Annotated in this window: 22 protein-coding genes and 1 tRNA gene; 9 read left to right on the top strand and 14 right to left on the bottom strand. The window is 63.7% G+C overall.

Features of this window, described 5'->3' with window-relative positions; translation table 11 throughout:
• Window positions 1-5 precede the first annotated feature (5 nt).
• Both LDZ23_RS04570 and xth read left to right on the top strand, forming a co-directional pair.
• Complete coding sequence (locus tag LDZ23_RS04570; protein ID WP_244807867.1) at window positions 6-935, top strand: phosphatidate cytidylyltransferase; 930 nt, start codon at window positions 6-8, stop codon at window positions 933-935.
• A gap of 86 nt (window positions 936-1021) precedes the next feature.
• Window positions 1022-1804 (top strand): exodeoxyribonuclease III, encoded by a 783-nt coding sequence (gene xth / locus LDZ23_RS04565; protein ID WP_008350523.1) that lies wholly within the window; start codon window positions 1022-1024, stop codon window positions 1802-1804.
• 17 nt (window positions 1805-1821) lie between these two features.
• Here xth and ntrC read toward each other — a convergent pair whose 3' ends face one another.
• From ntrC to glnA, 3 genes are all read right to left on the bottom strand, one after another.
• Window positions 1822-3312, bottom strand: a complete 1491-nt coding sequence (gene ntrC, locus LDZ23_RS04560) for a nitrogen regulation protein NR(I) (protein ID WP_008350524.1) — start codon at window positions 3310-3312, stop codon at window positions 1822-1824.
• 100 nt (window positions 3313-3412) lie between these two features.
• On the bottom strand, window positions 3413-4555 hold the full coding sequence (glnL, locus tag LDZ23_RS04555) for a nitrogen regulation protein NR(II) (RefSeq protein ID WP_008350525.1): 1143 nt from the start codon (window positions 4553-4555) through the stop codon (window positions 3413-3415).
• Between the two features lie 165 nt (window positions 4556-4720).
• Entirely contained in the window at window positions 4721-6136 is a 1416-nt protein-coding gene (gene glnA / locus LDZ23_RS04550) for a type I glutamate--ammonia ligase (protein ID WP_008350526.1), read from the bottom strand.
• 346 nt (window positions 6137-6482) lie between these two features.
• Between glnA and LDZ23_RS04545 the strand changes: the two genes are divergently transcribed.
• Window positions 6483-6947 (top strand): rhodanese-like domain-containing protein, encoded by a 465-nt coding sequence (locus LDZ23_RS04545; protein WP_008350527.1) that lies wholly within the window; start codon window positions 6483-6485, stop codon window positions 6945-6947.
• Window positions 6948-6956: 9 nt separating this feature from the next.
• On the opposite strand, the gene LDZ23_RS04540 is transcribed toward LDZ23_RS04545, so the two are convergent.
• The 6 genes from LDZ23_RS04540 to hrpA all read right to left on the bottom strand — a co-directional run bounded on the left by LDZ23_RS04540 (window position 6957) and on the right by hrpA (window position 16103).
• Window positions 6957-7652 (bottom strand): copper homeostasis protein CutC, encoded by a 696-nt coding sequence (locus tag LDZ23_RS04540; RefSeq protein ID WP_175979905.1) that lies wholly within the window; start codon window positions 7650-7652, stop codon window positions 6957-6959.
• Window positions 7649-8467 carry a competence/damage-inducible protein A gene (locus LDZ23_RS04535; protein ID WP_244807866.1) on the bottom strand — a complete coding sequence of 273 codons (819 nt, stop codon included), beginning with the start codon at window positions 8465-8467 and terminating at the stop codon, window positions 7649-7651. Before LDZ23_RS04535 ends, LDZ23_RS04540 begins: the two co-directional genes overlap by 4 nt.
• Window positions 8468-8492: 25 nt before the next feature.
• On the bottom strand, window positions 8493-9344 hold the full coding sequence (locus LDZ23_RS04530) for an EI24 domain-containing protein (protein ID WP_008350531.1): 852 nt from the start codon (window positions 9342-9344) through the stop codon (window positions 8493-8495).
• A gap of 76 nt (window positions 9345-9420) precedes the next feature.
• Window positions 9421-10440 (bottom strand): sterol desaturase family protein, encoded by a 1020-nt coding sequence (locus tag LDZ23_RS04525; RefSeq protein ID WP_008350532.1) that lies wholly within the window; start codon window positions 10438-10440, stop codon window positions 9421-9423.
• Window positions 10441-10521: 81 nt separating this feature from the next.
• A complete protein-coding gene (locus tag LDZ23_RS04520; protein WP_034474119.1) occupies window positions 10522-11535 on the bottom strand; it encodes a YVTN family beta-propeller repeat protein in 1014 nt (337 codons plus the stop codon).
• Between the two features lie 116 nt (window positions 11536-11651).
• Window positions 11652-16103: an ATP-dependent RNA helicase HrpA gene (gene hrpA / locus LDZ23_RS04515; protein ID WP_244807865.1), complete on the bottom strand. Its 4452-nt coding sequence runs from the start codon at window positions 16101-16103 to the stop codon at window positions 11652-11654.
• Window positions 16104-16125: 22 nt separating this feature from the next.
• On the opposite strand from hrpA, the gene argA reads away from it, so the two are divergent.
• The 3 genes from argA to proP all read left to right on the top strand — a co-directional run bounded on the left by argA (window position 16126) and on the right by proP (window position 19970).
• The gene (gene argA / locus LDZ23_RS04510) at window positions 16126-17496 is read left to right on the top strand and encodes an amino-acid N-acetyltransferase (protein ID WP_033536863.1); all 1371 of its coding nucleotides are present in this window, start codon (window positions 16126-16128) and stop codon (window positions 17494-17496) included.
• Between the two features lie 58 nt (window positions 17497-17554).
• Window positions 17555-17827 (top strand): oxidative damage protection protein, encoded by a 273-nt coding sequence (locus tag LDZ23_RS04505; RefSeq protein ID WP_008350541.1) that lies wholly within the window; start codon window positions 17555-17557, stop codon window positions 17825-17827.
• Window positions 17828-18494: 667 nt separating this feature from the next.
• Entirely contained in the window at window positions 18495-19970 is a 1476-nt protein-coding gene (gene proP, locus LDZ23_RS04500) for a glycine betaine/L-proline transporter ProP (RefSeq protein WP_033536864.1), read from the top strand.
• 54 nt (window positions 19971-20024) lie between these two features.
• Here the strand turns inward: proP and LDZ23_RS04495 are convergent, their stop codons facing one another.
• Window positions 20025-20477, bottom strand: a complete 453-nt coding sequence (locus LDZ23_RS04495) for a metallophosphoesterase family protein (protein WP_175979903.1) — start codon at window positions 20475-20477, stop codon at window positions 20025-20027.
• 203 nt (window positions 20478-20680) lie between these two features.
• Between LDZ23_RS04495 and LDZ23_RS04490 the strand changes: the two genes are divergently transcribed.
• Window positions 20681-20765: transfer RNA gene (locus tag LDZ23_RS04490), tRNA-Leu, on the top strand.
• A 29-nt stretch (window positions 20766-20794) separates the two neighbouring features.
• On the opposite strand, the gene LDZ23_RS04485 is transcribed toward LDZ23_RS04490, so the two are convergent.
• Entirely contained in the window at window positions 20795-21007 is a 213-nt protein-coding gene (locus tag LDZ23_RS04485) for a hypothetical protein (protein WP_008350546.1), read from the bottom strand.
• Window positions 21008-21118: 111 nt separating this feature from the next.
• Entirely contained in the window at window positions 21119-21403 is a 285-nt protein-coding gene (locus LDZ23_RS04480) for a hypothetical protein (protein WP_008350548.1), read from the bottom strand.
• Window positions 21404-21602: 199 nt separating this feature from the next.
• On the opposite strand from LDZ23_RS04480, the gene LDZ23_RS04475 reads away from it, so the two are divergent.
• Both LDZ23_RS04475 and LDZ23_RS04470 read left to right on the top strand, forming a co-directional pair.
• On the top strand, window positions 21603-21959 hold the full coding sequence (locus LDZ23_RS04475; RefSeq protein WP_008350549.1) for a hypothetical protein: 357 nt from the start codon (window positions 21603-21605) through the stop codon (window positions 21957-21959).
• Between the two features lie 59 nt (window positions 21960-22018).
• The gene (locus LDZ23_RS04470) at window positions 22019-22819 is read left to right on the top strand and encodes a phosphodiesterase (RefSeq protein WP_244807864.1); all 801 of its coding nucleotides are present in this window, start codon (window positions 22019-22021) and stop codon (window positions 22817-22819) included.
• A gap of 9 nt (window positions 22820-22828) precedes the next feature.
• Here the strand turns inward: LDZ23_RS04470 and LDZ23_RS04465 are convergent, their stop codons facing one another.
• A complete protein-coding gene (locus tag LDZ23_RS04465) occupies window positions 22829-23269 on the bottom strand; it encodes a response regulator (protein WP_239295414.1) in 441 nt (146 codons plus the stop codon).
• A gap of 49 nt (window positions 23270-23318) precedes the next feature.
• Window positions 23319-23951: a response regulator gene (locus LDZ23_RS04460; protein WP_008350556.1), complete on the bottom strand. Its 633-nt coding sequence runs from the start codon at window positions 23949-23951 to the stop codon at window positions 23319-23321.
• Window positions 23952-24036 lie beyond the last annotated feature (85 nt).

The following is a 24036-nucleotide window of genomic DNA, read 5'->3' as shown; positions in this document are numbered from 1 at the left end:
CGAACATGCCAGAACTGTTTTGGAAATTGATCGCGGGCGTGGCGGGCTTTCTCGCCGTCGCGACCGTGACAGGCGCCATCCTCGCCGCCCGGCCGAATGGCAAGAGCGCGACCATCGTCAACCTCAATGAACGCATCCGCGCGTGGTGGGGCATGGTCGCCGTCATGGCGATCGCCATTGGACTCGGCGAGACTGCAACTTATGTGGTCTTCGCGCTACTGTCATTCCTCACGTTGCGCGAGTTCATAACACTCACCCCGACCACGCCGAGCGATCACTCGACGCTGTTCCTCGCGTTCTTTGTCGCGGTTCCCGTTCAGTACATTCTGCTTGGCATCAACTGGTACGGCATGTATTCCATCTTCGTACCGGTGCATCTCTTCTTCGCGATGTCACTGGTATCGGCGCTGACGCAGGATACGCGCGACTTTCTAAGTCGCAATGCACGCATTAACTGGGCGCTGATGGTCTGCGTCTACGGCCTGAGCCACGCCGCCGCGCTCCTGACGCTCGACATTCCCGGCTATCGCGGGCAGAACGCGTTATTGCTCTTCTACTTCCTGCTCGTCGTGCAGATCAGCGATGTCTTGCAGTACGTCGTGGGGAAACTGTTCGGCAAGCGCAAGATCGCACCCGTGCTTTCGCCTTCTAAAACGGTCGAAGGCTTCGTCGGCGGTGGCGCGCTGGCGACCCTTTGCGGCGCGGCGCTTTGCCGGATCACGCCATTCGGCTTCGGCGCGGCGCTCGGCATGTCGTTCGCCATCGTTCTGGCGGGGTTCATCGGCGGGCTGGTTCTTTCAGCGGTGAAGCGTTCGCTCGGCGCGAAGGACTGGGGCTCGATGCTCGCCGGACACGGCGGCATGCTCGATCGTGTCGATTCGATCTGCTTCGCCGCGCCTGTGTTTTTTCATCTGGTCAGATTCGTTTATGTGTGACGTCTGCGAGCCCGCCCCGCCCCACCGCTCCGCTAGAATCGAGCCTTCAGCGCAACGGCCGCGCTCTACGAAGAAAACGGGCACTCATGAAAATCGCCACCTGGAACGTCAATTCCCTCAAAGTCCGCCAGCAGCATGTCATCGACTGGCTCGCGCTCTCAGGCGTCGACGTGCTGTGCCTTCAGGAACTGAAGCTCCCCGACGAGAAATTTCCCCGCGCCGAACTCGAAGCCGCCGGCTACAAAAGCTGGTTCGCCGGGCAGAAGACGTACAACGGCGTCGGCATTCTGGTGCGCGCCGATGCGGGCTTCGAAGTCGATGAAATCAGCGTCGTGCGCAACATTCCCGGATTCGAAGATCTGCAGCAACGCGTGATCGCCGCGACGATCGACGGCGTGCGCATCATCTCCGCGTATTTCCCGAACGGACAGGCGCCCGGCTCCGAGAAATTCGCCTACAAGATGCGCTGGCTGGACGCACTGCGCGAATGGTTGCGCGAAGACATGGCGCGTCATCCGCAGCTCGCGTTGCTGGGCGATTACAACATCGCGCCGGAAGACCGCGACGTGCACGATCCGAAAGCATGGGAAGGCCAGAACCTCGTGTCGCCCGAAGAGCGCGCGCACTTCGCGCAACTCGTCGGGCTCGGCCTGACCGATGCCTTCCGCAAGTTCGAGCAGGCCGAGAAGCTCTTTACGTGGTGGGATTATCGGATGATGGCGTTTCGCCGCAACGCGGGGCTGCGCATCGACCACATCCTGCTGTCGGCGGAACTGGCCGCGCGCTGCACGTCATGCGAAGTCGACAAGGTGCCGCGCAAGTGGGACCAGCCGTCGGACCACGCGCCCGTGATCGCGACGATCGGCTGATCCCGTCGTAACGACGTTCACGCGTCGAGATGCAACTCCTGAATCTTGCGCGTGATCGTATTGCGGCCGATGCCCAGACGCTCCGCCGCCTCCACCTTGCGCCCGCGCGTGAAGTCGAGCGCCTCGCGGATCACCGCCGCTTCGAAACGGCGCGCGAGTTCGTCCATGACATCGGCGGAATTCTCGCGCAACAGTCGCGCGACTTCCGTGCGCAAGCCGTTCTCCCACACGCTCGCCGCGACGCCCGCCGGCGCCGCCGCGATCGGCGCGGATCCGGCGCCGTTCACGGCATTGGGAACCGGCGCGACCGCGCCATCCGTCGATACGGCGAGACTCTCGGCGCTCACCTCCTGACGCGACGTGAGATCGGGCGGCAGATCCTTCTGCTCGATCACCTGCGCGGGCGCCATCACCGTGAGCCAGTTGCACAGGTTCTCCAGTTGACGCACGTTGCCGGGAAACGGCAGCGACGCGAGATACGCGAGTGCATCGTCCGACACGCGCTTGGGCTCGACACCAAGATCGCGCGCGCTCTTCTGCAGGAAGTGTCGCGTGAGCAGCGGGATATCCTCGCTGCGTTCGCGCAACGCCGGCAGACGCAGCCGAATCACATTCAATCGGTGATACAAGTCCTCGCGAAACAAGCCCTGCCGCACGCGCGATTCGAGATTCTGATGCGTCGCCGCGATCACGCGCACGTTCGCCTTCAGCGGATTGTGCCCGCCCACGCGATAGAACTGCCCGTCCGACAGCACGCGCAGCAGGCGCGTCTGGAGGTCGAACGGCATGTCGCCGATTTCATCGAGAAAGAGCGTGCCGTTCTCGGCTTGTTCGAAGCGGCCCTGACGCATCGCCTGCGCGCCGGTGAACGCGCCGCGCTCGTGCCCGAACAGTTCGGACTCCAGCAGATCCTTCGGAATCGCCGCCGTGTTCAGCGCGATGAACGGTCCGTTTGCGCGTGGGCTATGTCGGTGCAAGGCGCGCGCGACAAGCTCCTTTCCGGTGCCTGATTCGCCCGTGATGAGCACGGTCGCCGCCGAATGCGACAGACGGCCGATCGCGCGGAACATGTCCTGCATCGCGGGCGCCTGACCGAGCATCTCGGGCGTCTCGGTCACGCGCTCGTCGACCGACGCTTCGCCGCGCATGCTTTCATCCACGGCGCGGCGGATCAGCTCGACGGCCTTGTCGACATCGAATGGCTTGGCGAGATATTCGAAGGCGCCGCCCTGAAACGCGGCCACTGCGCTGTCGAGATCCGAGAACGCCGTCATGATGATGACAGGCAAGCCCGGCAAGCGGTCGCGCACGGTCTGCAGCAGTTCCAGCCCGGACCCGCCCGGCATGCGGATGTCCGAGACGAGCACTTGCGGGCTTTCTCCTTCGAGCGCGGCAAGCGCGTCGCGCACGCCGGAGAAGCTGCGCGTCGTGAAGTTTTCTCGTGCGAGCGCCTTTTCCAGCACCCAGCGGATGGATTGGTCGTCGTCTACTATCCAGATCGGCTTCATATCGTTCGGCGAGAAGTCTTCGTGTGGTTCGGTGTGAGCCCGTCGAAACGGTCAGGCGTCAAAGCATGCGGCACTACGTTCCTTGGCGTGAAGTCGCTGGTCAATTCTCGAACGGCAACAGGATGGCGAACTCGGTACAGCCCGGCCGGCTTTCCACTTCGATCAGCCCATCGTGCTGATGCACGAACGACTGCGCGAGCGTGAGGCCGAGACCGCTGCCGTCTTCCCTGCCCGATACGAGCGGAAAGAAGATCCGGTCGCGGATTTCGCTGGGGATGCCGGGACCGTTGTCAGTGATATGCAAGTCCAGTGCCAGTTTGTGCAGCTTCTTGCCGATGGTCACCTTGCGCGCGATGCGCGTGCGCAGCTCGATCTTCGCATCGCCTTGTGAGATGCGTTCCTTCAGCGCTTCGGCCGCGTTGCGCACGATGTTCAGCAGCGCCTGAATCAACTGTTCCTTGTCGCCGCGCAGATCGGGCACGCTCACGTCGTAGTCGCGCTCGATCGTGAGGCCGCGCGGAAACTCCGCGAGGATCACGGCGCGCACCCGCTCGCAGACTTCGTGGATGTTCACGTCGCCCACGATATGCGGATGCCGGTGCGGCTCCAGCAAGCGATCGACGAGCGTCTGCAGCCGATCCGATTCCTTGATGATGACCTGCGTGTATTCGCGCAGTTCGTCGCGTTCGCGCGCGCCGAGTTCGAATTCGAGCAACTGCGCCGCACCGCGAATGCCGCCGAGCGGATTCTTGATCTCATGCGCGAGATTGCGGATGAGCTGCTTGTTGACCGCGGTGAGATCGTGGATACGCTCTTCGCGGTCCGTGCGCAGATGTCGCTCGTTCTCGAAGAGTTCGAGCAGCACGTATTCCGGCGCGGCTTCGAGATAGCCGACGATCGCATGCACATGCACCGGCTCGCGATTCTGCCTCTCGAGCACCGCGTCGAGCCGCGTCGCATTGAAGCGGTTCTCGGCGATCGACGCGATCGTGGTCGCGAGCTCGTCCGCGTTCGCGAAGAGGTCGGGCCAGTTCGTCTGCGTCAACTGCTTGCGCGACATTTCCAGCATCGCTTCGGCCGATGGATTCGCATACGCGATCCGCAGATTGCGCACGTCCAGAACGAGCACGTTCGTGGGCAGCGCCTCGAAGCCGGGCAACAGTCCGCTTGCCGCGAGCTGCGTATTGTCGGAGAGCGCATCGGCGTGGCCTTTGCGCGCCTTGATCAGATTCTTGAGCACCATCGTGCAGTCGATGAGGTCGTTCGTGACACCGATCTTCTTATCGTTTCATGACACTGAGCAGCGATTAAAAAAGGGACGGCGCGCCGTCCCTTTGGATCACTGTTCAGCACACGTCGCGCGCCTCATCGGACTGCTCACGACAAAACGCGCTTCGATCATGCTGCTTTACAGCGAGTAGTACATCTCGAACTCGATCGGATGCACCGCCTGACGATAACGCTGCAGCTCGTTCGTCTTCAGTTCGATGTATGCGTCGAGCATCGAATCCGTGAACACGCCGCCGCGCGTCAGGAACTCGCGGTCCGCGTCGAGTGCGTCGAGCGCCTGGTCGAGGCCCGCGCAAACGGTCGGGATCTTCTTGTCTTCTTCTGGCGGCAGGTCGTACAGATTCTTGTCCGCGGCTTCGCCCGGGTGAATCTTGTTCTGCACGCCGTCGAGACCCGCCATCATCAGCGCGGAGAAGCACAGGTACGGGTTCGCGAGCGGATCCGGGAAGCGCGTTTCGATACGGCGGCCCTTCGGGTTCGAGACGTGCGGAATACGGATCGATGCCGAACGGTTGCGAGCCGAGTAAGCCAGCTTCACCGGCGCTTCGAAGTGCGGCACGAGGCGCTTGTACGAGTTCGTGCCCGGGTTCGTGATCGCGTTCAGCGCGCGCGCATGCTTGATAATGCCGCCGATGTAGAACAGCGCGAATTCCGACAGACCCGCGTAGCCGTTGCCCGCGAACAGGTTCTGACCGTCCTTCCAGATCGACTGGTGAACGTGCATGCCCGAACCGTTGTCGCCGACGACCGGCTTCGGCATGAACGTCGCCGTCTTGCCGTACGTGTGCGCCACGTTATGGATGATGTACTTCATCTGCTGCAGCCAGTCCGCGCGCTGAACCAGCGTCGAGAACTTGGTGCCGATTTCGTTTTGGCCCTGGCCCGCCACTTCGTGGTGATGCACTTCGACCGGAATGCCGATCTGCTCGAGCAGCAGACACATTTCCGAGCGGATGTCCTGGAACGTGTCGACGGGAGCGACCGGGAAGTAGCCGCCCTTCGTGCCCGGACGGTGGCCGGTGTTGCCGCCTTCGAATTCCTTCGCCGACGACCACGGTGCTTCTTCCGAGCCGATCTTCACGAACGTGCCCGACTGGTCCGTGTTCCACTGCACCGAGTCGAAAATGAAGAATTCCGGCTCCGGACCGAAGTAGGCGGTGTCGCCGAGGCCCGAGCTCTTGAGATAGGCTTCCGCGCGCTTCGCGAGGGAACGCGGGTCGCGCTCGTAGCCCTTGCCGTCGGCCGGCTCGACCACGTCGCAGGACAGAACCAGCGTCGATTCTTCGAAGAACGGGTCGATGAAGGCGGTGTTCGCGTCCGGCACGAGCAGCATGTCCGACGCTTCGATGCCCTTCCAGCCTGCGATGGACGAACCGTCGAAAGCGTGGCCGCTTTCAAATTTGTCTTCGTCGAATGCCGAGACCGGCACGGAAACGTGTTGTTCTTTGCCGCGCGTGTCGGTGAAGCGGAAGTCGACGAACTTGACGTCCTCGTCCTTGACGAGTTGCATGACGTCGGCCACGGATTTACTCATTACCTATCTCCTGATTAACAAATGTCGGCGAATCGCTTCGCCGCCCCGACCAATCCTGTACATCGATTCAATCGAGGATGGAAAAGCAGCTTCCGTGCCAAGCGCACCATCTTCGCGCTAAGCGCTTGAAGCAGCGCGCGTTTTGGGTGAAACCACTTCGCTTTCGATGGCGGCGTTCGTGTCGCCGTCTCCGCGTCGAGCACCAAATCAGTGCAGCACGGTTTGCCTGATATTTCTTCAGCACTTTTATAGTGCATCCGAGTCTTCTTGCACCAATTTCGCGCGCGGCGCCGAAACTGCGCGCCACGCTAGAATGATTCTTTGCGCCTACGGAGACCCATACGTCATGAGCACGCTCGAACAGCTGTATGCCCAGGCCGGCAAACGCGCCGCCGAAAACAATCTGACCTACGCGGGCGCGTTCTCACCCGCCGAAGCGTTTGAATTACTGCAACTCGACCCGCGCGTACGCCTCGTCGACGTTCGCACCCGCGCCGAACTCGATTGGGTCGGCCGCCCGGCCATCGATGGCGCTCAGTACGCGCACATCGAATGGATTCGCTACCCCGGTTCCGTGCCAAACGCCGAGTTTATCGAACAATTGCGACAGGTCGCCACCCCGGATACGCCTGTCGTGTTTTTGTGTCGCAGCGCCGCGCGCTCGAAGCTCGCTGCGGTCGCGGCGCAGAAGGAAGGCTACGCCCAGGCGTACGACCTGCTCGAAGGCTTCGAAGGCGATAAGGACGGACAGGGGCATCGGAAAACGGTATCGGGATGGTGTTTCCGCAAGCTGCCCTGGATCGGGGCTTGAAGGTTTTGCTCAAGCACGCGCGTCGAGCAAGGTCCGCACGCGCCTGACCCTCGCTTCATCGACGGGCGCCAGAGACTTCCCATCGACGCGCACGCCCGAGCCAAAGTGCACCGCTTTCACGCGCGTCGATGCGACGAACGGCGCGACCGCATCGACGGTCAATCCGGCGCCCGCCAGAATCGCGCAGCGCGTTCCCACCGCGTTTTCGACGAGCTTCGAAATCGTTTCCTGAGCGTCCAGCACGGAAGGCTTGCCGCCCGACGTCAGCACATTCGTGACGGCACCGAACTGCAGCAGCGTATCGAACGCAGCGAGCAGATCGCGTGTTTCGTCGAATGCGCGGTGAAACGTGAGCTGCAGGCCATCCGCTGCTTCGATCACGCGCGCGAGGCCGTCGGTGTCGACGGAGCCATCGGCGCGCAGCATCCCCACGACGATCGCGTTCGCGCACGTCTTCGCGATCGCGCGAACATCGCGCAGCATGACCGCGTAGTCGTCGGCATCGTAGACGAACGAGCGGCTGTGCGGCCGCACGATCACGTTCACCGGAATCCCGACCGCCTCGATCACCGATTCGATCAGGCCGATGCTCGGCGTCAGTCCGCCCTCGCCCATCGCGGTGATGAGTTCGAGACGGTCCGCACCGCCGCGCTCGGCTGCCCGCGCGTCGGCGACGGTCGTGGCGATCACTTCCAGCAGCGTCACTTCGCTTCCTCCGGCGGCACTTCCACGACTTCACCGCCGAGCGCGATCACGCCCTCGCGCAGCACGTCGAACGCCGCGTTCGCCTGCTCGGGATCGCCCTTCACGCCCAGATCGATATGCGCGCGCTCGTAAAGCGCCCCGCGCGTAGCATCGCCGACGCTCGGCAGGCTGAACGCACGCACGCCCTCGAAGTCGCGCTCTATCGAAACCATCAGCGGCGTGATGCGCGACTCGGGCAGGCCGAAGACGAGGAGCGACCGCTCGACATGCGGCGTCGCGTGATGCAGATGCGCGTACTTCGTGTCGAGCACCCATTCGATCATCGGCCAGGCCATGACCGGAAAGCCCGGCACGAAATGATGTTCGCCGACCGAAAAGCCCGGAATCTTGTTGTAGCTGTTCGGGATGATCTCTGCGCCGCGCGGAAACGTGCCCATGTTCAGCCGATGCAAGTTCTCCGGCGACTCCAGCTCGACCGGCTTGCCTGCCTGCGCCGCCGTGTCGCGGATGCGCGCGCGGATCAGTTCCGCCGCTTCGGGATGCAGCTCCAGCGGCACGCCGAGCGCCTTGGCGGCGCACTGGCGCGTGTGGTCGTCGGGCGTCGCGCCGATGCCGCCCGTCGAAAACACGATATCGCCCGATGCGAACGTGCGCGCGAGCGTCGCGGTGATGCGCGCGGGATCGTCGCCGACGTATTCGGCCCAGTCGAGCGACAGGCCGCGCGCGCCCAGCAGTTCGATGATTTTCGGCAGATGCTTGTCGGTGCGGCGGCCGGACAAGATTTCGTCGCCGATGATGATGACGCCAATGCCCATGAATGCCCCTTTGCTTTTTTCGTGCTTACAGTGAAACGTCGCGGGATTCGACCGTGATCGCCGGGAATTGCGGCTCGCTCGCGCGCAAGCGCTCCAGCGCGTGCAGGCAGTAATGCGCGAACCAGAGCGCCGAAAACACGAGGATGAACGCATACGCCCAGATCGTCACGGCGGCGACGACCGGAAAGAGCGGCAAGAGCCAGACGGACCATGCCCAGAGCATCGTCGGGACAGAACTGAGCAGGCCGCTCACGATGCCGATCGCAAGCAAGGGCCAGCGTGCATCGCGCACGATCGCGCGGCGCTCGTCGGCGCTCGCGTGAAGCGCGAGCGCGTCGTAAGTCATCACGCGATACGTGAGCCAGCCCCACAACAGCGGCGGAATCAAGGCGAAGAACGGCGGAATGAGCCACAGCGGCAGCGTGACGACGAGCAGCACGAGACAGACGACCGTGGTCACGACCGAGTGTCCGAGACTGCCGTACCACGAGCCGCCGCGCCGCTCTTCGAGCGATGAGTAATGACCTTTCGGGCGACGTGTGAGGAGCTTGACGACGCCCGGCATCGACAACGTGGCGATGAGCAGCAGCACCGTCACGACGATCAGCGGCACCGTCATGATGACGACGAGAAACGGCGCGATCACCGCGTGCAGCGACGAAAAGCCGACGGCATCGAAGAGACGGTACATCCACGAGGTCAGCGCCCACGCGCTGAGCCAGTCGTTGGCGGCGCCGGTAAGCGTCTGCCAGAAGAACCAGAGCACCGCGCCCCAGACCACGGTGGCGACGCCGAAGGGCATCAGCGTCAGCCAGAGCATGCGCGGATGAAAGACGTTCGCAAGCGCGCGCACGAACGAACGCAGCAAGTCACTCATGCGTGTTTCTTAAAAGAAGAAGGAACCGACAGGATAAACCAGCGCCGCGCACGGGCGCTGGTCGAACCGGAGACGTTCAGACGGCCGCCGAGTTGTCGGAAGCGGACGCACCCGCACGGCGAGCGGAAAGGCGCGCGGCGATGCGTTTGAACGCGAGCCAGTGCTGTTCGACGAAGCCGTCGCCGTAATGGACGGGCGCAACGCCCGGCGCACCGAGCTGGTCGCGGATGCCCGTCGGCTCGACGGTGCGGTCGAACGACGCCGAGCGGAAGATGATGTCCCAGAACGAGAACAGCACGCCGAAGTTGCAACCGTAAGTCGTGCCTTCGTGACCGAAGCCGATCGCGTGATGGCGGCGATGAAACGCCGGACTTACGACAATGCGCTCCCCGAGCCAGCCGAAGTGCATGCGGATGTTCGCGTGCTGCACGCTCTGCATGAAGTTGGTGATGGCGACGAGCACGACGAACTGCGACGGCTCCACGCCGATCACGAGCGCAACGCACGCGAAAAAGCTCGCCTGAAGAACGTCGTCGAGCAGATGGTTGCGGTCGTCGGTCCAGAGCGACATCTTCTGCTGGCTGTGATGCACCGCGTGCAATTCCCACCAGATGCCGAAACGATGCTCCAGCCGGTGATACCAGTATCCCGCCAGATCGAGAATGAGCAGATAGATGACGAACGTGACGAGCGGCTGCGTCGTCACGCCGGGCCACAGGTTGTCGATCTCGAGATTCGGCACGTTATGGAGGCGCAGCCAGCTCTGCATCGAATCGAAGAGCGGCTGGAACGTGAAGAAGAAAAACAGATTGAGGATGCCGAGCTTGACGATCCACGTGTAGAGCACGTCCACGCGCACGCCTTTGCGGTCTTTCCACTCCTCCGCCGGGCGGAAAGCTTCGAGCGGCCGCAGGATCGCGTACATCGCGAGCACTTCGAGCACGCCGACGATCACCCAGTACAGCGCGTCGTAGGTGTCTTCGTCGTAGTCCATCATGCCGATCTTGAACAGGACCGGCTGCACGACATCGACGTAGAGCTGCGTCTGAAGCCAGGAAACGAGACCGTCCAGCGACGAAAGAATGGAATGAAACATGGTGCTCCGTGGTGCGTGCGGCCGTCCGGGACCGGCCATCCCTCAATCGTAGTACAGGGCGCGAATGCGCGCCCTGTTTGCTTACGCCCCGTTCGGCGCCGTCACCGGCGCGCGATTGTAGAAGTAGATGCCGTGCGGCGAGCGGCCGACCTTGATGGTTTCGATCAGCTTACGATTCGCCAGGTCGATCACGCCGACGTGCTTCGCGAAGCGGAACGTAACCCACAGATACTTCTTGTCGGCGGAAAGTTCCATGTCGTCGGGGCCGGGCAAGAGACCGGTGATGTCGCCGACGTTCGTGAGCGTGTCCTCGTCGATGATGCTGATCGTGTTCGCCACGCGATTCGAAACGAGTACGTGCTTGCCGTCGACCATCGAGCGGAAGTTGTGCGCGCCCTTGCCGGTCGTGATGGTCTTGACGACCTTCTGGTTGCGCCAGTCGACCACGGCCACGTAATCCGCGCCGGTCATGCCGACGAGCAGATATTTGTCGCCCGGCGTGAGCCAGACGCCCGCGGGCACCTTGCCGACCTTCATCTTCCATTTGACGGTCTGCGTCGGCAGGTCGATCGCCGCGATTTCGCCGGACACCTGCAGCGAGATGAACGCGGTCGAGCTGTCGTTCGTGAACGCGATGTGGCTCGGCATCGTGGCGAGCGGCAGGCGCTTCGCGACGCTCAAATTCTTGCCGTCGAAATGATAGATATCGAGGCGGTCGAGGCGCAGACCCGTCGAGACGAACCATTTCTTGTCCGGCGAAAAACCGAGCTGATACGGATCTTCGATGTCCTGCACCCAGCGCTGGAACGCGCCGGTTTTCGGATCGACGAACATCAGGTTGTTCGACACCGAATTCGCAACGATCAGCGATGAGCTGTCGGGCGTGGGCATCAGGTGATGCGGCTCTTTGCCCGTCGGCACGGTGCCGACGACCTGATGCGTGTTTTCGTCGATGAGACTCAGCGTGGCTTCCGCCGAGTTGAGCACGATGACATTGTTGGCGAGTGCTGCGGAGGCGACCAAGGCGGCGCCGGTTGCGATGGCTGCGCGTGCGGCGAAGGCACGCACACGGCCGGAACGGAAAATATTGCGCATGAAAAGTAGGCTTCGGAGGGCAGGCGTCATTGTAGAACGTTTGCCTCGCGCGGCGGGTTGACGAGCGAGGTCTTTTTGCGCAATACGTTGATTCTTTGCGTCTTTCCAGCGGAAACCTAACGCTGCATCGATTCCCACACCTTGTGGAGGCGTTTTACCGAGACCGGCATCGGCGTGCGCAGTTCCTGCGCGAACAGCGATACGCGCAATTCCTCCAGCAGCCAGCGATATTCGGCAAGCCGCGCATCCGCGACGCCGCCGCGCTGCGATAACGCGCGCTGATAGTTCTGCGCGAGCGGCTGCAGATCGGCGGCGAGACGCGCGTCGCGGGCCGGATCGGCCTTGAGCTTGTCGACGCGCTGCGCGATCGCCTTCAGATAGCGCGGAAAATGCGCAAGCTGCGCATACGGCGTATCGATGACGAAACGCTTGCCGATGAGCGCGCTCAATTGCGCCTGCATGTCCGCATAGGCCGACGCGAACGATTTCACCGACGCCAGCTTTTTGGCGAGCGCCGCATATTCGTTGAGGATCGTGCCGACGAGCCGCGCGATTTCGTTCGCGAGCAGCGTCAGACGCCCTTTCGCGGCGTCGCGGCGCGCGTGGAAGCTGGCGTCGTCGTCGGGCAGCGGGTCTTGCAGGCACGCGCGATCGAGCGCCGTTTCCACGATCTGATCGCGCAGTTCGTCCGCCGTGCCGAGCGCCATGTATTGCATCGACATCTCCCGCAGGCCCGGCAGATTTTTCTCGAGATAGCGAATCGGCTCGCGCAACTGCAGCGCGAAAAGCCGGCGCAACCCCGCGCGATGAATACGCACCGCTTCCTCGGGCGAATCGAACACTTCGACGTCGCAATGCGTGCCGCGATCGACGAGCGCCGGATAGCCGAAGAGCGTCTGCCCGCGCCGGCGGATTTCCAGCAGCTCGGGCAGCTTGCCGAAGTTCCACGTCGTGAGGTTCTCGTAGAGCGCGGTGCCTTCGCTTGCCGGTTGCTGTGCGGGCGGCGTATCGGAGTCCCCGGAAAGCGCATCGAACGCCGCCGCCGACGTCAGTTTCTGGAACTGCTGCTGCGCCTGCCCGCCGAGTTCCGCGCGCAACTGCGCGAGATTGCGGCCCATCGCGAGCTGGCGGCCGTGTTCGTCGATCACCTTGAAGTTCATGAACAGGTGCGCGGGCAGCGTTTCCAGCTTGAAATCGGCGCTTTTCACGGCGATTTGCGTCTGCTCGCGAATATCGGCGATGAGCGAATCGACGAGCGCGCCCGCGCCGAACTTCGGCCCGGCATGACGCCCGGCGAAAGCCGCGGCGTATTCCGGCAACGGCACGACGTGACGGCGCAGCTTCTGCGGCAGCGACTTCAGCAGCAGTTGCACCTTCTCCTTGATCATGCCGGGCACGAGCCATTCGACGCGGCGCGCATCGACCTGATTCAGCCCGTAAAGCGGCACTTGCAGCGTGACGCCGTCGCGCGGCGAACCCGGCTCGAAGTGATACGTCAGCGCCATTTCGATGCCCGACATCGTCATGCGCTTCGGAAACAGATCCGTCGTGACGCCGGCAGCTTCGTGACGCATGAGGTCGTCGCGCGACAGGAACAGCAGCTTGTCGTTGCCCTCTTTCTTCTGCTCGTCGCGATACCAGCGCTCGAACGCCGCGCCCGTCCAGATGTTTTCGGGGATCAGCGAATCGTAGAAGCCGTAGATGAGTTCATCGTCGACGAGCACGTCCTGACGGCGCGACTTGTGTTCCAGTTGCTCGATGTCCGCGACGAGCTTGCGGTTGTGCGCGAAGAACGGCAGACGCGTATCGAATTCGCCTTCGACGAGCGCCCCGCGAATGAACAGTTCGCGCGCGTATTTCGCGTCCTGCTTGCCGAAGCTCACGCGCCGACGCGCATACACCGTCAGCCCGTACAGCGTCGCGCGTTCGTAGGCGACGACCTGCGCGGCCTTCTTCTCCCAATGCGCGTCCGATAGCGATTTCTTCAGCAGATGCGCGCCGACCGTTTCGAGCCATTCCGGCTCGATCTTCGCGATCGTGCGCGCGTAGAGGCGGCTCGTCTCGACGAGTTCGCCCGCCATCACCCAGCGCCCCGCTTTCTTCAAGAGCGCCGAGCCCGGCCAAAGAAAGAACTTGATGCCGCGCGCGCCGAGATAATGCGGCTCGTCGTCGGCCTTGAGACCGACGTTGCCGAGCAGGCCCGTCAAGAGCGACAGATGCACCTGCTCGAAGGTCGCATCCGATTCGTTCAGACGCCAGCCGTGCTCGCGCACGACCGTCAGCAGTTGCGAATGCACGTCGCGCCACTCGCGCAAACGCAGATGCGACAGGAAATTCGCGCGACACGCATCCGCGAGCTGCTTGTTCGATTTCTTGTGCGCGACCGCTTCCTCGAACCACTTCCAGATGCGCGTCCACTGCAGAAATTCGGAGCGCTCGTCGACGAACTGCCGATGCGCCTGATCCGCCTGCTCCTGCGCCTCGATCGGACGGTCGCGCGGGTCCTGCACCGACAGCGCCGACGCGATGATCAGCACTTCCGCGAGCGCATGATGATCGCGCGCGGCGAGAATCATGCGGCCGACGCGCGGATCGAGCGGCAGGCGCGCGAGTTCGCGGCCGAGACTCGTCAGCGCGTTGTCGTCATCGACGGCGCCGAGTTCGTTCAGCAGTTGATAGCCGTCCGCGATCGCGCGGCCCGGCGGCGGTTCGATGAACGGAAACGTTTCGATCGCCGTCAGATGCAGCGACTTCATCCGCAGAATCACGGCCGCGAGCGACGAGCGCAGGATTTCGGGATCGGTGAAGCGCGGCCGCGCGGCGAAATCGGCTTCGTCGTACAGACGGATGCACACGCCGTCCGCGACGCGCCCGCATCGGCCCGCGCGCTGATTCGCCGCCGCCTGCGACACCGGCTCGATCTGCAGTTGCTCGACCTTGTTGCGATACGAATAACGCTTCACGCGCGCCATGCCGGTATCGACCACGTAGCGGATGCCCGGCACCGTCAGCGACGTCTCCGCGACGTTCGTCGCGAGCACGATGCGCCGCGCGTTCGACGGCTTGAACACGCGCTCCTGCTCCTGCGCGGAAAGACGCGCGAAGAGCGGCAGGATCTCCGTATGCGGCGGATGATGCTTGCGCAACGCTTCTGCGGCATCGCGGATTTCGCGCTCGCCGGGCAGGAACACGAGCACGTCGCCGGGACCGACGCGGCACAGTTCATCGACGGCATCGACGATGCCTTCCATCAGATCGCGATCGGCTTTGCGATCGTTGCGTTTGGGCGCCGTGCCCTGCGCGTTCCTGATCGCCTCGCTTTCCTCTTCGATCGGCCGATAGCGTACTTCCACCGGATACAGCCGTCCGCTCACCTCGATCACCGGCGCGGGCTTGTCCTCGCTGCCGAAATGGCGCGCGAAGCGTTCTGCGTCGATGGTCGCGGACGTGACGATCAGCTTCAGATCCGGGCGTTTCGGCAGGATTTCCTTCAGATAGCCGAGCAGAAAGTCGATGTTGAGGCTGCGTTCGTGCGCTTCGTCGATGATGATCGTGTCGTAGGCGGTCAGCAGCGGATCGGTCTGCGTTTCCGCGAGCAGAATGCCGTCGGTCATCAGCTTGACGGACGCGCCGGGCGCCAGATTGTCCGTGAAGCGCACTTTGTAGCCGACGACTTCGCCGAACGGCGTGCCGAGTTCCTCCGCGATGCGCCGGCCGGTCGCCGAAGCGGCGATGCGGCGCGGCTGCGTATGCCCGATCAGCCCGCTGCCGCCCGCGCCGAGACCGCGTCCGAGCGCGAGGCAGATCTTCGGCAATTGCGTCGTCTTGCCCGAGCCGGTTTCGCCGCTGACGATCACGACCTGATTCGCAGCGATCGCGCGCGCGATTTCCTCGCGTCGGCCGGAAACGGGCAGCGCTTCGGGAAACGTGATCGGCGGAATGGGATTCGGCGTGACGACGCGCGGCGCGCGCGGCGGACGTTGCTCGCGAGGCGGACGCGTTTCGGCCGGGCGTTCGACGTGCGACGGACGTGCTTCAACCGGGCGTTGTTCGCGCGGCGGACGTGCATCAACCGGGCGTTGTTTGCGCGGCGGGCGCGTTTCGGCCGAAGGTTCGACACGCGGCGCAGGTTGCGGCTGCGGCTGGCGCGCTTCGACGGGCTTCGGCTGCTGAACGCGCGCCGGACGCTGCGGCCGCGCACCTTGTTCACGCCTCGCGTCTTCGCGTTTCGGGGGCGCTTGCGTGGCAGCTTGCGCCGTGTCGCGCGGCTTCGGCGGACGTTGCGCCGTGACCTCCGCTTTCGCGGGCCGCTCTTTCGATTGCGCCGCCTTCTTCGGTTGCGAAGGAGCCTCCGCCGCCGCTTTCCCGCCCGCGAACCGCTGCGCGGCGCGTTCCTTCTTGCTCAAACCCGCCGCTTCGCCGGAATCGGACGTGCCCGCGCCCTCCCGCGTCTCGCGCAGCAGATTGTCACGCAGTTGTCGCAACTGCTCCTGAGTATCGAGGGATTTGTCGGCGGACTGAGACTTGCCCGCCTGATCGGGGCGTGAGGGACGAGAAACATTCGGCATAGCGTCGCATTATAATCCCGGGATGAATTCCCAAACCGACCTCACGATGACCGCGACGCAGCCGGCAGTCGAGCCCGAAGCGCCGAATCCCCACGCCCAGTTCGTCGACTGGATGCGATCCGTCGCGCCCTACATTCACGCGTTTCGAAACAAGACTTTCGTTGTCGCGTTCGGCGGGGAACTCGTGCAGGAAGGTCGCCTCAACGCGCTCGTGCAGGACGTCGGCCTGTTGCACGCAATGGGCATCCACGTCGTGCTCGTGCACGGCTCGCGTCCGCAGCTCGACGAGCAACTGAGCCTGCACGGCGTCGAGTCGTCGTTCTCTCACGGCTTGCGCATAACCGATGCCCGCGCGCTCGAATCCGCAAAAGAAGCCGCCGGCGAAGTGCGTCTCGACATCGAGGCCGCGATCAGCCAGGGCTTGCCGAACACGCCGATGGCGCACGCGCACATCAGCGTGGTGTCGGGCAACTTCGTGACGGCGCGGCCGGTCGGCATTCTCGATGGCGTCGATTTCCAGCACACCGGCGTCGTGCGCAAGATCGACGGCGATTCCATCCGCCAGTCGCTCGCGTCGAACAAGCTCGTGCTGCTGTCGTCGCTCGGTTTTTCGCCGACGGGCGAAGCCTTCAACCTGTCGATGGAAGATGTCGCGTCCGCCGCGGCCATTGCGCTGCGCGCCGACAAGATCATTTTCGTGACCGAAATTCCGGGTCTCGGCGACTCGGAAAACGAGCTGATCCGCGAAATGTCGCTCGACGACGCCTATCGCTTGCAGGAAAGCGGCGAATTGCAGGGCGACACGGCGTTCTATCTGAAGCATACGGTGCGCGCGTGCCGCGGCGGCGTTGCGCGCGGCCACATCATTCCGTATTCGCTCGACGGCAGCGTGCTGCTCGAACTGTTCCTGCACGACGGCGTCGGCACGATGATCTCGTACGAGAATCTCGAAAGCCTGCGCGAAGCGACGCCCGACGACGTCGGCGGCATTCTCACACTGATCGAGCCGCTCGAATCCGACGGCACGCTCGTACGGCGCGGACGGCACCAGATCGAGCGCGACATCGACCATTTCTCGGTCATCGAGCACGATGGCGTGCTGTTCGGCTGCGCGGCGCTCTATCCGTACACACAGGAGCGCATCGGCGAAATGGCCTGCCTGACGGTCGCGCCGGAAGCGCAAGGTTCGGGCGACGGCGAACGCCTGTTGAAGCGCATTGAACAGCGCGCCCGCGCACGCGGCTTGACGCGCATTTTCGTGCTGACGACGCGCACCGAACACTGGTTCCTGAAACGCGGTTTCGTGAAAGTGACCGTGGACGATCTGCCCGAAGATCGCCGGCGGCTCTATAACTGGCAGCGCAAGTCGCTTGTCCTGATGAAACAGCTTTGAACATGATCCAAGAAGCGTCGAACGGCGCTTTGCCCCCGATACAGAGGAGAAACTCACAATGGCCCGAATGGTTCAATGCGCGAAGCTCGGCAAGGAAGCCGAAGGACTCGATTTCCCGCCGCTGCCGGGCGAGCTCGGCAAGCGCATCTACGAAACGATCTCGAAGGAAGCCTGGCAAGGCTGGCTCAAGCAGCAGACCATGCTCATCAACGAGAATCGGCTGAACATGGCCGATCCGCGCGCACGCCAGTATCTGATCAAGCAGACGGAGAAGTATTTCTTCGGCGAAGGCGCCGATACGGCGTCCGGCTACGTGCCGCCGCAAAGCTGAAATCGCGCGTTCATCGCATCGCAAAAACCGGCCCGAGCGGCCGGTTTTTTGTTGTCCGCGCGGCGGAAAATTGTTCCGCTTAGTACATCGGACCACGAGATGACAATCGGCGCAATCCTAAGTCCGACAAGGCTTTGCGGCCGCCGGGCTCGAGCGCGGTGGCAGACCGGTTTGCAGATCGTCTGTCATCGTGTTATCATCTTGCTCGTTATCAACAGCAATTCACCATCATTCACGTGCAAATGTTTCCGACTTCAAGTTCGGGCGTTGCGCGGTAGTGACAGTTTCTTATACAAAGAGGCGCGTCGGTTTTCCAAGCAGTAACGCCGGCCTTTTTCGTCTCAAGTTGTTTTTTCGCCGACGTCGCGGCTCACCCGCGGCAACTCAGTCATTCAGCGCTGCGTTCGCCGTCCGCACGTCAAATTCGTGTGTTTCACCCGAGTGCAATTTCGCGACTACACCCGCGCGAGGCACCGGCACCGTGTTTCTTTTCGCTCATCGACTTCGAGCCGCTCGGCCCGAGGTCGCGGAAAGCCTTTGCTTTCGTCTTCAAGCGTTCGCGGCGCCGTCTCGAAACTGCACTATCCCGGCAATTTGCGTCCGTCCTCCGCGGCGACGCACCCGACGTTCTTTGAGCGTCGGGATCGAATACGGAGTTTTTCGAACTATGTCTTCTCTTAACGAGGGCCTTTGGCGCAAACGCGATTCATCCAGTCAGAAGTCCGACCTCACCCTCGACGACATCACCATCGTCGATCAATCCCTGTTGAAGCGCGCCGTCGGCGCCATGGCCATCGGTAACGCGATGGAGTGGTTCGATTTCGGCGTGTACAGCTACATCGCCGTGACGCTCGGCCGTGTGTTCTTCCCGTCGAGCAGCCCCACCGCGCAGTTGCTCGCGACCTTCGGCACGTTCGCCGCCGCTTTCCTCGTGCGCCCGATCGGCGGCATGGTGTTCGGCCCGCTCGGCGACCGCATCGGCCGCAAGCGCGTGCTCGCGATGACGATGATCATGATGGCCGTCGGCACCTTCTGTATCGGCATCATTCCGAGCTACGAATCGATCGGCGTGATGGCGCCGGTGCTGCTGCTCATCGCGCGTCTCGTGCAGGGCTTCTCCACGGGCGGCGAGTACGGCGGCGCGGCGACCTTCATCGCCGAATTTTCGCCGGACAAGAAGCGCGGCTTCATGTCGAGCTTTCTCGAATTCGGCACGCTCGTCGGCTACGTGCTCGGCGCGGGCGTGGTCGCGGTGCTGACGGCGGTGATGTCGGAAAAAGACCTGCTGTCGTGGGGCTGGCGCATTCCGTTCATGATCGCGGGTCCGCTCGGCCTGATCGGTCTCTACATCCGGATGAAGCTCGAAGAAACGCCTGCGTTCCAGCGTGAAGCCGAAAAGGCCGAAGCCGTGTCGCACGAGACGACCAAGGAGCAGTTCCGCGAGACGCTTATCCAGCAATGGAAGCCGCTCTTGCAATGCGTGGGCCTCGTGCTGATCTTCAACGTGACCGACTACATGGCGCTGTCGTATCTGCCGAGCTATCTGTCGGCGACGCTCAAGTTCAACGAGACGCACGGCCTCTTCATCGTGCTCGTCGTGATGGTGCTGATGATGCCGCTCACGCTCCTCGCCGGCCGTCTGTCGGACACGATCGGCCGCAAGCCGGTGATGCTCGCCGGCTGTATCGGTCTGCTGGTGCTGTCGATTCCTTCGCTTTCGCTGATCCGCATGGGCACCGTTCCGTCGATCTTCGCCGGCATGATGATTCTCGGCGCGCTGCTGTCGACGTTCACGGGCGTGATGCCGTCGTCGCTGCCGGCGCTCTTCCCGACGAAGATCCGCTACGGTGCGCTCGCGATCGGCTTCAACGTGTCGGTGTCGCTCTTCGGCGGCACGACGCCGCTCGTCACCGCATGGCTCGTCGACACGACCGGCAACCTGATGATGCCCGCGTACTATCTGATGGGCGCGTCGATCATCGGCATCGTGTCGGTGCTCGCGCTCTCCGAGACGGCGAAGAAGCCGCTGAAGGGCTCGCCGCCGGCGGTCGCGTCGAAGTCGGAAGCGCATGCGATTCTGCGCGGCCATCGCGAAGCCGCCGAAATGGACGATGCGTTCCCGGAAGGCACGGTGCGCGCTTAAGCGTTCTGGCGTGATCGAATGGAAGGGCCGGTGCGTGAAGCGCCGGCCCTTTTTTCATTCGATCAGCGAAACGATGCGCGCTTCCGCTTTGCCGTCGTCGATATCGAGCAGCGCGAGCGTGACCGGCAATCTGAAGCGACGCGGCCCCGCGCTGCCGGGATTCACGAAGAGCACGTCGCCGCGCCGCTCGATGAGCGGCTTGTGCGAATGACCGGTCACGACGACATCGATGCCGTCGAGCTGCTTCGGCACATCGGCGATATCGTGGACGACGTGAATCGTCGCGCCGCCCAGTTCGATGCGCGCGTGTTCGGGCAGTCGCGCGAGGTCATCGGCGATATCGTTGTTGCCGCGCACGACGGTGAGCGGCGCGAGCGACGCGAGCGCATCGAGCACGTCGCGTCTGCAGATATCGCCCGCGTGGATGATGTGCGCGGAGCCGCGCAAGGCGTCGAGCGCTTCGGGGCGCACGAGGTTATGGGTATCGGAGATAAGGGCAATACGCATGAGGCGTCACGCTTCTTCGTTCGCGCGCACGCCGAAGTCCTCGCCGTGCGCCACGTTCGGTTCCGGCACCATCATCGTGTCCTCGCGACTGAATCGGTGCCGGCGATTATGCGGGACGGCCGAAACCTTGTCGAACGGCTCGTATACGACGAGCGGCGCGGCTTTGGCGCGGTCGCATGCAATGGTAGAATCGCGTCCGCCCTGCCGGGGTGATGAAATTGGTAAACATAGCGGACTTAAAATCCGCCGCCTCACGGCTTGCCGGTTCGAGTCCGGTCCCCGGCACCAAGCAGTATGAAGGGCAGCGCGCCGCACCCTCACACCGCGTTCAACAACCGCTCCGCATCCCTCACTGCATCGAGCAGCGCTTCGATCGCCGTATCGCGTTCGAGCAGGCACACATGCTCGATATCGAACGGCAACGCATCCACGCCGACGAAGCGCACCGTACCGCCGAAGCAGTCGCGCGCCTTGCCGCTCTTCACGGAAGCGATGTAGTTCGGGGTGATGTAGAGCGCAACGGGCGTCATGGCGGGCTCCGCGATGGTCCGGTCGATGAACCCGAGTCTAGCCGCACGCACCATCTCGCTGAACCCGCCGCACGCGGGGAAACCGATCCCCTCTTTCGCTGCCTTCGCTGCCTACACCGCATGCCCCAGCACACGCGCGACGTAGTGCCGTCCCCACGCCTCGCCGTGCGCGATCGCCTCGGCGACGGTCTCGAACGGGCCGCGGTCGCCGGTCATTTCGCCGGAGTCGTCGGCGAGTTTCGAACCGTGCAGCGGCTTCTGGTCGAGGCGCGTCACGCGCACGCGGATCGCGTAACCTTCGGACGGCGCCGCATCCTCGTCGCCATCGGCCGCGAGCGGCTTCGGCACGGCCTGCATGGCGAGCAGGTAATCGCCTACTTCGATGTCCTTCTGCATGGCGGTCGTCTCCATCGGTGAGGAACGCGCTCGTCGAACGTCAGTGCCGATTGTGCTACCGCATCGCTGCACAAAACAAGCGGTCACGCGCCGCGATGCACTACAGTGATGCACTGCGGCACGCATGTTATAAAGCTCCGCCCGACACTCATCACGCCCCGGCGCGTCTCGCCGCATCGGGCACCGACCGAATTCATCGATGAACCATCGCATCCGTCACCTGCTGCCCGTCCTGCTCACGACTTCGCTCGCCTGTCTCGGCGGCTGCACGTCCTATTACAAGAACGTCGAGACCTGCAAGGAGAAGGTGCGGGCCGACTATCCCGACGCCGCGAGCGCGCCGCTCAAAATCACCGGTTCCGGCGCGAGTTATCATGGCTCGCGGGTCGTCGTGCACGGCACGATCCAGAATCCGCCGAAGCCGCCGGCCACGAAGTCTTCATCGGTGCCCGCAGCGGCCGAATGCACGTTCAGCGAAACGTCGATGACCGGCTTCCAGTGGCTCGTCCCCGCGAAGCTCGCGCCCAAGCCGCCGGTCGCCGAATCCGACGACTGAATCCGACGGCTGAATCCGACGACCCAGCCCGAAACCGTCCGCGACGAGGAGATTCGCGCATGCTGCTCGCCCAGATCAGCGATCTGCACATCACGCCGCCGGGCACGCTCGCCTACGGCCGCGTCGATACTGCCGCGTATCTCGCCCGCGCGATCGACGTCCTCAACGCGCTCGATCCGCGCGCCGACGCCGTGCTTGTTACCGGCGATCTCGTCGATGCGGGCGGCATCGACGAATACCGGCATCTGCGCACGCTCCTCGACCGGCTCGCCATTCCGTGGCGCGTCATCGCCGGCAATCACGACGACCGCGCGAATCTGCGCGCCGTCTTCGGCGATCTCCCCGAGCTCGCGGGTCACGACGGTTTCCTGCAGTACGCGTTCGACGTCGGCGAAGTCCGCGTGATCGCGCTCGACACCCTCGATCCCGGCTCCGGCGCGGGACGCCTGTGCGCCACGCGCCTTGCCTGGCTCGAAGCGCAGCTCGACGCCTCGCGCGACCGGCCGGTGCTGATCAGCATGCATCATCCGCCGATCGAATGCGGCATCGGCTTCATGGACGACATCCGCCTCGCGCCCGACGACAGCCGCGCGCTCGACGCACTCGTGCGGCGTCATCCGAACGTCGAGCGCATCGTATGCGGCCACGTGCACCGCGCGATCAGCGCGCGCTTCGGCGGCACGATCGTGTGGTGCGCCCCGTCGACGGCGCATCAGGTCGCGCTGCAATTGAAATCCGATGGTCCAGAAGCCTTCGTGATGGAGCCGCCCGCATTCGGGCTGCATCTGTGGCGCGCCGGCGTCGGCCTCGTCACGCATTGCATGAGCGTCGAACAAGGTGGCGGGCCGCAGCCTTTCTGAGCCGGGCCTTCAGGTGCGCTCGCGCGCGTAGTCGTCGAGCGCGTCGAGCACGCGATCGAACTCGAGCGATTTGTCGAAGAAGTGACGCACGCCGTATTGCAGGCAACGCTCGCGATACGTCGGCAGCGCGTGATTCGTGAGCACCGCGATGAACGCGGTTTCCGAGCGCGGCGCGCCGCCCTCCTTGAGCCAGGCGAGCACGTCGATGCCCGAGCCGCGCTTCAGTTGCAGATCGACGATGATCGCATCGAAAGTCCGCGACGACAGCAGCGCGATGGCCTCGTCGGGCGCATCGGCGAACGCGGTCACGCGCCACGGCCCGAGCGCGTCGATCGCCTCGGTCAGGCTGCGGCGGATAAGCGGCGAATCCTCGATCAGCAACGCCGCGAGCGGCGGCCGCCGCGCGCCCGGCTGCTCCATTCGGTCGTCAGTGTCGATGTGATTGCCCACGGCGGGCGTCCTCCGGCAGTGCTCTCGCGGATGTTCGAACGATGCGCCGCTATTCGATCAGGCCGTTCTTGATCGCGTAATACGTGAGGTCGGCGTTATTGGAAAGCCGCATTTTTTCGAGCACGCGCGCGCGATACGTGCTCACCGTCTTCACCGACAGATGCAGTTCCTGCGCGATTTCCGTCGGCAACTGGCCGCCCGCGAGCTTGCAGAAAATCTGAAACTCGCGTTCCGACAGCAGTTCGTGCGGGCGCTCGGCGGCGGGCTTGTCGAGCTTGTCGGCGAGCGCATCCGCGATGAACTCCGACAGATAACGATGCCCGCGTGCCACCGTGCGGATCGCGCGCACGATTTCGTCGGGCGCGGCATCCTTGTTCAGATAGCCGTTCGCGCCCGCCTTCAGCAGGTTGATTGCGTACTGGCTTTCGGGGAAGCCCGAAAGCATCAGCACGCCCTGCTCCGGACGGATCTGCTTGATGACGCGCAAGGTATCGACGCCGTTCTTGTCGGGCATCGCGATGTCGAGCAGCACGACATCGAACGCCTGCGCGCGCACGAGCGCGATGGCCTCGTCGCCGGTGGCGGCTTCCGCGCCGACTTCCATGTCGGGTTCGTCGGCGACGAACTGCCTGAACCCGCTGCGCACGATGGCGTGGTCGTCGGCTATCAAGACTCGAATCATTCGCGTGGTCCGTGCTGCCGGACGGTCTGCTACCAGTGGATCGGCCATGTCATGCGGGCGCCGGGCGCGCGACGCGTGCCCGGCG

This window comes from Caballeronia zhejiangensis (assembly GCF_022879815.1).
Classification (GTDB): domain Bacteria; phylum Pseudomonadota; class Gammaproteobacteria; order Burkholderiales; family Burkholderiaceae; genus Caballeronia; species Caballeronia zhejiangensis.
This window is presented reverse-complemented; position numbering and strand designations above follow the sequence as displayed.

Excerpts from the sequence above, each read along its gene's own strand:
- LDZ23_RS04570 (WP_244807867.1), top strand. The coding sequence starts at position 6 with ATGCCAGAACTGTTTTGGAAATTGATCGCGGGCGTGGCGGGCTTTCTC.
- xth (WP_008350523.1), top strand. The coding sequence starts at position 1,022 with ATGAAAATCGCCACCTGGAACGTCAATTCCCTCAAAGTCCGCCAGCAG.
- ntrC (WP_008350524.1), bottom strand. The coding sequence starts at position 3,312 with ATGAAGCCGATCTGGATAGTAGACGACGACCAATCCATCCGCTGGGTG.
- glnL (WP_008350525.1), bottom strand. The coding sequence starts at position 4,555 with ATGGTGCTCAAGAATCTGATCAAGGCGCGCAAAGGCCACGCCGATGCG.
- glnA (WP_008350526.1), bottom strand. The coding sequence starts at position 6,136 with ATGAGTAAATCCGTGGCCGACGTCATGCAACTCGTCAAGGACGAGGAC.
- LDZ23_RS04545 (WP_008350527.1), top strand. The coding sequence starts at position 6,483 with ATGAGCACGCTCGAACAGCTGTATGCCCAGGCCGGCAAACGCGCCGCC.
- LDZ23_RS04535 (WP_244807866.1), bottom strand. The coding sequence starts at position 8,467 with ATGGGCATTGGCGTCATCATCATCGGCGACGAAATCTTGTCCGGCCGC.
- LDZ23_RS04530 (WP_008350531.1), bottom strand. The coding sequence starts at position 9,344 with ATGAGTGACTTGCTGCGTTCGTTCGTGCGCGCGCTTGCGAACGTCTTT.
- LDZ23_RS04525 (WP_008350532.1), bottom strand. The coding sequence starts at position 10,440 with ATGTTTCATTCCATTCTTTCGTCGCTGGACGGTCTCGTTTCCTGGCTT.
- LDZ23_RS04520 (WP_034474119.1), bottom strand. The coding sequence starts at position 11,535 with ATGCGCAATATTTTCCGTTCCGGCCGTGTGCGTGCCTTCGCCGCACGC.
- hrpA (WP_244807865.1), bottom strand. The coding sequence starts at position 16,103 with ATGCCGAATGTTTCTCGTCCCTCACGCCCCGATCAGGCGGGCAAGTCT.
- argA (WP_033536863.1), top strand. The coding sequence starts at position 16,126 with ATGAATTCCCAAACCGACCTCACGATGACCGCGACGCAGCCGGCAGTC.
- LDZ23_RS04505 (WP_008350541.1), top strand. The coding sequence starts at position 17,555 with ATGGCCCGAATGGTTCAATGCGCGAAGCTCGGCAAGGAAGCCGAAGGA.
- proP (WP_033536864.1), top strand. The coding sequence starts at position 18,495 with ATGTCTTCTCTTAACGAGGGCCTTTGGCGCAAACGCGATTCATCCAGT.
- LDZ23_RS04495 (WP_175979903.1), bottom strand. The coding sequence starts at position 20,477 with ATGCGTATTGCCCTTATCTCCGATACCCATAACCTCGTGCGCCCCGAA.
- LDZ23_RS04485 (WP_008350546.1), bottom strand. The coding sequence starts at position 21,007 with ATGACGCCCGTTGCGCTCTACATCACCCCGAACTACATCGCTTCCGTG.
- LDZ23_RS04480 (WP_008350548.1), bottom strand. The coding sequence starts at position 21,403 with ATGCAGAAGGACATCGAAGTAGGCGATTACCTGCTCGCCATGCAGGCC.
- LDZ23_RS04475 (WP_008350549.1), top strand. The coding sequence starts at position 21,603 with ATGAACCATCGCATCCGTCACCTGCTGCCCGTCCTGCTCACGACTTCG.
- LDZ23_RS04470 (WP_244807864.1), top strand. The coding sequence starts at position 22,019 with ATGCTGCTCGCCCAGATCAGCGATCTGCACATCACGCCGCCGGGCACG.
- LDZ23_RS04460 (WP_008350556.1), bottom strand. The coding sequence starts at position 23,951 with ATGATTCGAGTCTTGATAGCCGACGACCACGCCATCGTGCGCAGCGGG.